7 protein-coding genes are annotated in these 5,291 nt (G+C 56.9%); 1 reads left to right on the forward strand and 6 read right to left on the reverse strand.

What is annotated here, in order from left to right; genetic code table 11:
• From FP026_RS29625 to FP026_RS29650, 6 genes are all read right to left on the reverse strand, one after another.
• Positions 1–238 (reverse strand): hypothetical protein (locus FP026_RS29625; RefSeq protein ID WP_210247988.1); only part of this gene is annotated, 238 nt, incomplete at its 3' end.
• Positions 239–345: 107 nt separating this feature from the next.
• Positions 346–1,209, reverse strand: a complete 864-nt coding sequence (locus tag FP026_RS29630; RefSeq protein ID WP_149638119.1) for a baseplate hub protein — start codon at positions 1,207–1,209, stop codon at positions 346–348.
• A gap of 241 nt (positions 1,210–1,450) precedes the next feature.
• Positions 1,451–2,164, reverse strand: coding sequence for a hypothetical protein (locus FP026_RS29635; RefSeq protein WP_149638120.1), 714 nt, complete (start codon positions 2,162–2,164; stop codon positions 1,451–1,453).
• An 11-nt stretch (positions 2,165–2,175) separates the two neighbouring features.
• Positions 2,176–2,748, reverse strand: a complete 573-nt coding sequence (locus tag FP026_RS29640) for a hypothetical protein (protein ID WP_149638121.1) — start codon at positions 2,746–2,748, stop codon at positions 2,176–2,178.
• Positions 2,749–2,759: 11 nt separating this feature from the next.
• The gene (locus FP026_RS29645) at positions 2,760–4,250 is read right to left on the reverse strand and encodes a hypothetical protein (RefSeq protein ID WP_188112717.1); all 1,491 of its coding nucleotides are present in this window, start codon (positions 4,248–4,250) and stop codon (positions 2,760–2,762) included.
• Positions 4,247–4,636 carry a hypothetical protein gene (locus FP026_RS29650; RefSeq protein ID WP_149638122.1) on the reverse strand — a complete coding sequence of 130 codons (390 nt, stop codon included), beginning with the start codon at positions 4,634–4,636 and terminating at the stop codon, positions 4,247–4,249. The genes FP026_RS29645 and FP026_RS29650 overlap by 4 nt, the downstream gene beginning before the upstream one ends.
• A gap of 242 nt (positions 4,637–4,878) precedes the next feature.
• Between FP026_RS29650 and FP026_RS29655 the strand changes: the two genes are divergently transcribed.
• Positions 4,879–5,274 (forward strand): hypothetical protein, encoded by a 396-nt coding sequence (locus FP026_RS29655; protein WP_149638123.1) that lies wholly within the window; start codon positions 4,879–4,881, stop codon positions 5,272–5,274.
• The last annotated feature ends 17 nt before the right edge of the window (positions 5,275–5,291 follow it).

The raw sequence follows: 5,291 nt of genomic DNA on the forward strand, positions 1-5,291 counted from the left end.
GGGTCTCCTTGCCGCTTACCGTGATTTCATTCAGGATGCCGTTGAAATCCTGCCCCCATGGCGGCGTGCCACCGGCACCCACTGGCAAGAAAGTGAGCGGAGGGAAACCGTCAGTGAGAGATGCGGCACCATTCGTGATGCCGATCTGAGACGCTTGAGGAATGGCGCGAATATACCCTCCCCCGGCCGAAGCCGCGAACGGGATGGGAAATTTCACGGGTATGTCTGATGCCTTCATAAATAGGCTTCCTTCTCAGGGATGGGCGCGTCGTCACGACGGGCCAAGAGCGCTTGCCTAAGGCGCGGTTCGGCATGGCTTCAGGAGCCAAATTCTTTTGATGTTGACTATGAAACAGTCGCTCCGAGCTGTGCTGCCTCGATCGCCATTTCCCAGCGGCCATGCGGGACCATCGATTCAAGCTGATAGGCAAGGCGAATGACCTTCCACTTGCCATTTGCCGGGGTGAGATCGCTCTTGACCTCGATATTTCCGAGGAATTTAACTGCCGGGTTGTACAGCGCAGTCAGAGCGACGTTGGTTTGCGTGAATTGGGGGTAGCCGATCATGCCTGTTTCGCGGGAGATCAGAACGGCATCACCATCCCGAGCTTTGTCGGACGGAACGATAGCCATGACGCCGCGCTCCACGATCATGTCGATACCGGCATGCCTGGCGATCGCAAGGGCTTGCTTCCAAGCCGTTCCCGCATAGTACGGGTTCGATAGCTTTGCCGTCACTCCAGCGTTCTCGAAGCCATAACCCATTTGCTTCGCGAGGTTCTGCATCATTCCAGCTACGTCAGCCGACCCGCGAATACTAAGAGGTGTGGCCGGTTTTACAGCATCGTAAGGGCTGGGCTGGGAGAGGACGCGGAAGCAGACGTTCGGCATCGATTGGGCATCTACCGACGCGGTGAGGATCTGCCCGTTCCAGACTAGGCTCATCCCCGTCTCGTCATCCCCGGCGTAGACGGAGATCTGGTTCTTGTACATCTTCAGGTACTGCGTCCCGACGGTGCTCAACTGGTTCATCATCGACAGAGGCAGGCCGTAGATGCCCATTATCATTTCGCCCTGGCTAGCGCCGCCGGTATTGGTGATGGCGCAAGATACACGCGCACCGGAGATTGTTGCCGTGTTGCCGCCGCCTTCGAATTGGCCGTTCGCCAGCTTGAATACGACCTCTATTTTCTTTTGCGTGAAGCTCATAGAGCGGCCCCCAATTCCGACGAAGAAAGGACGAGGACCGCTCTAAGCAACGGCACAGAAGAGAAATGCCGATTAGCCACCCCCACGAAGGCAAGGAGGCTGCGTGGTGGCCTGCCGGTGTTTTTTATGGCGACGACACCGCCGGCTGGTCGCCCCTGCGTCCGAGAAAGCTTGCGTCGCAGGAATATGGCGCGCATCCCTGAGGAGGCGACGAAGCAACCAAATGCGCGCCAAATCATAATCATTTTGCCCTCGTCGGAAGTTGCGCGTTCGCATCGCTCTGGAGAGCTTGGATAGCGTCCCGCCATGGGCGTACTACTGGTTGTGCCGCAGCCGTATCGGTACGCACTGCTTCATGCAGCGTGCTCCCGAAAGGCATATTCATCAGCCGGTCGATTGCTTTGCTTCGATCGGTCGGAGGCCAAGCATTTCCCGCCAAAGACGATACAAAGCGAAGCTCGATCAATTTTCCCAAAAACTTATCGCGAAGTTCGATCGTCTCAGCGAGGATTCCATCAACCTCATCATCGAAGATTTTGGCGATGGCGGCATTACGGCGCCGTTGTGCGGATACCAAAGCCTCTTCATGTTCTTCATGAGAGGAACGAACAACCTCAACGGCGGCTTGTGCGGCAGCTAGCGCCTCATTCGCAGTCGCCAGTCTCGCGTGGGCCATCCCCATGACATCATCCCGCAATGCCGGAGATCCGGTTCTCGCGGAATCAATCATGCGCGTGCGCAGCGTGACGCGGGCGGATTCTACACCTTGTTCCGCTTCATCCTGTTCCCTGATCGCTTCCGCAATCATCTCATGTGCCCGGGACACAGTCGCCGACTTTTCGGCAACACTCCGCTCCAGCCGGCCGATTTCATCCAGAGCTTGAGCCAATTGAACTCGGGCTGGATTGTAAGGGGGTTCTTTTCCTCCCCGCGCGAGCATGGCAATCTTTCCCATGGCAGCCTCCTTCAAACCTTGATCCTAGCCGCGTCGGGATACATCTCGTAGAACGACGCTGCGCCCTTCGCAGTCATGTGGCTCGACTTCGGCGCCGGTTGCTGCCCCATAGTATTGACCCGGACAAGAGCGGCGTCAGGAAACCGCTGAGCAAAGCTCCTGGCTGCAGCGCTGTCCATGGCGGGAGGCCGCGATTTACGTTCTTCATCAGGATCGATGCCATTCTCAGGCAGATCGTCTTCGGCCCCGGGGTGGGCCTGATCCCAGATAGCAATCCAGTCCTCGCGATTGAGCGCGGTAAGGAGGCGCCTCAACAGGTCCGTCCCGTCCGTCCCACCGTCGGGTAGTGCACGGTCATCCGGATCGGCCTCGTCCAAGGCATAGCGCGCCGTGTCGAATCTTCCGCCCTTCCGAAAGTCCTTCGATGGCGCCTTGATTTGCTTGCCGGGAACGCGACGGATCTTGCTGGGCATAGCGTCAAAGGCGCCCTGTGAGGGCGGATGGGTGAGATGGGGATTTGCCTTGAGGAAGACTGCGAAATTGTGCAGTTCCCGGTCGGAGAGAAGGTCGTTTGGGTGGCCCATGAGAATTCCTTTCAATGCCTGAATTGTTGAGGGAAGCTGGCACCGGGCATCGCTACACGGGCACGAGGGGAGGCTGCGGACTGTCGCAGCGCTTCGTCGCTGATGACCATCGGTCCCTTCTTGCCAAGCACCTGGAAGACTGCGCCGGCAACGGCATTCGCAACGTCGTCATGAAAGGCAGAACCGGGCGGATGATCGATGATATCCCGACCGCTTGAGCCCGAGCGCCGCTCGAGCTCGATAAGCTGATTTGTGGCTCTCTCGTTGTCGAGGAGGCTTACTCGTCCGGAATTGATGGCAGGCACCATCGCGGCATAAAGCTCGCTCTTCGGCGCTGTGCTGCGCTCGTACGCAACACCGTGCCGGCTGAACGGCTCCTTGCACCATTCACCGCCGAAGTTGTCGCCAGTGACCGAATAAACGCCATAGCTCTTCAGCAGATCACAGAAATCCTTGGTGACGGCTTCTGGGCTGTAAGGCGGCTTGCGCTCCCGTAGCACGTCCAGGATGGCCCTATTGCCTTCCTTGTGCGCGATACCGAGCGTCATGCTGTCGGAGCTGCCGCCGGAAGGATCTACGAAGCCGTAATAGCGTGTGCCAGGCTCGCGAGCCCGTTCGATTACGCCCACGTCAACCGCTGCCTCGACCACTTCACGGGTTAGGAGCGTTTCAACATCGGTTCGGAACTTGCCGCCATATTCCGCGCTGGCTGCCGCTGCGTCACGTTCATAGGCTCGATCAATGACGCGCTGGGGCAGGGTGCTATTCAGCACCTTTGACTCCGCATTGGCGATCAGGATGAGCGGATCACCATCGGGTTTAAAATCCCTACGGTAGTTCGCCCAAAGCTCTCCACGGCGCGCGTAGGGCGAGCTGATGCACACCAAAGGCCCTTCAGTCGTTGCCAGCGCAGGGCGGGCAGCAGCGAGGATTTCCTTGTCGGGATTCTTTGATCCTTCGATCGACCAGAACGCGATTTCATCGCAGATGATGGCAATGGCGGTGATCGATCGAATGGTCTTGAAGTTGGCGGGTACGATGTTGATATCAACCCGTGTGGATAGGCGGATGGCATCAGCGGTAGGCTCGCCTTCAAGCAATGCGCTAAGATCGGGTGAGTGCTGCAGGATGCCCGCGACATGCATGAAGGCTCTGGAGGCCTGATACGTGTTCGCAGCGAGGACCGGAAGGACAGCACGCTCGCCAGGGGCAAGGCACTCGCTCCAGTCAATGCAAGTCGCGAGATACGAGCCCAGAACAGCCGCTGCACGCGTCTTGCCACTGCGACGGCCCGCAACTGTCCAAAACTCCTCAACGCGTTCCTCGGGCTCCTGTGCACGGCCGGTGATAAGGGTGAATAGCTCTCGCTCTTCGGCCGTAAGGGTCTCGCCCATGGAAGCCATCAGCAATGCACGCCAAATAGCCCAGGACTCGCCGGCTATGGCTTGTCCTAGCAGCCTGTCATCGCTGAGGGCTTCGCGTAGGCTGATCAGTACCTTCATGCAGCAGCGCCTCTGCGGCTGAAGATATCGGACTGGGTGCGTCGTGCCTGCTTGCCCTTGGGCTTCCTGAGGGCTGCTAGCGTCCGTGTGACGGCATTCGTCAATCGGGTGATTTCCACCTCATTGACCTTTTCGCCACGCACCAGTGCAGCCTGTAATTCCTCAGATCGTACGGTGAGGGCTGCCGCTTGCTTCACCAAAGCTGTTTCGGATTCGGTGAGCTTGTCAGCCCCGCCAAGTTCGTCCGCAAAGCTCATGGCTAGGTCACGATAGCGCCGTGCAGCAACTGAACGTCCGTCTACGCCATCGAGCAAAGCATTTCCGTTTGTGACACGGCTGCGAGCGGTTGGCTTTAGAGCGGCGATGTTGGCGTTATCGGATGGCATGTTTCGTTCTCCAAACATGCCCCAGAAGTTATCACGACACGCGGATTAACGCAACATGATTGCAACACGATAAAAATTTACCAATAAAAACAATAATTTGAAATACGACAAGCGGATAATTATTCCGAAACTCAATCTTGTGATCAAATCTGGGAAATCTGCAATTTCGCGCCGAAAAATCCAATGATTTCATATGGATATTTTGCCATACTAAGTCGATTTTTTAGTCAAAAGGAAAAGGGATGCATCCGCGAGAATTCTATGAGCAAGTCGCTAAACCCAATATCGCAGAGGTGATTGACAATGATGAGGATTATCGCCTCGCTGTTAATGCCATCACGAGCGTGGACGCAGCGTATGGAGTGCTTTTCGAGCACTTGAAGTCAGTTGATGCTCAAATTTTGCAGGCGATTCTATTCGACGGCAAAGAACTAAAGGATAACCATTTTAAGGATCATATCGCCAAACAGTCGAAAGAGTTCGAGATTATTCGCGATGCAGCCTACGCCACCAAGCATGGACGTCTGTCTGATCGCAAGTCGAGTGCTCGGCTCGTCCGATCTTCTGGAGACGTTGCGACACACAAGCTCACAACTGGCCTTTTTGCAGCGGGAGATGCGTTAGGCTCCTCAGCGTAACCCCACGGTGGGGGCCG

Source organism: Martinezella tropici (assembly GCF_008370325.1).
GTDB lineage: Bacteria > Pseudomonadota > Alphaproteobacteria > Rhizobiales > Rhizobiaceae > Rhizobium > Rhizobium tropici_B.

Bases quoted from the DNA above. Each gene is read 5' to 3' on its own strand.
- FP026_RS29645 (WP_188112717.1), bottom strand. From the start codon at position 4,250: ATGAAGGTACTGATCAGCCTACGCGAAGCCCTCAGCGATGACAGGCTG.
- FP026_RS29655 (WP_149638123.1), top strand. From the start codon at position 4,879: ATGCATCCGCGAGAATTCTATGAGCAAGTCGCTAAACCCAATATCGCA.
- FP026_RS29635 (WP_149638120.1), bottom strand. From the start codon at position 2,164: ATGGGAAAGATTGCCATGCTCGCGCGGGGAGGAAAAGAACCCCCTTAC.
- FP026_RS29640 (WP_149638121.1), bottom strand. From the start codon at position 2,748: ATGGGCCACCCAAACGACCTTCTCTCCGACCGGGAACTGCACAATTTC.
- FP026_RS29630 (WP_149638119.1), bottom strand. From the start codon at position 1,209: ATGAGCTTCACGCAAAAGAAAATAGAGGTCGTATTCAAGCTGGCGAAC.
- FP026_RS29650 (WP_149638122.1), bottom strand. From the start codon at position 4,636: ATGCCATCCGATAACGCCAACATCGCCGCTCTAAAGCCAACCGCTCGC.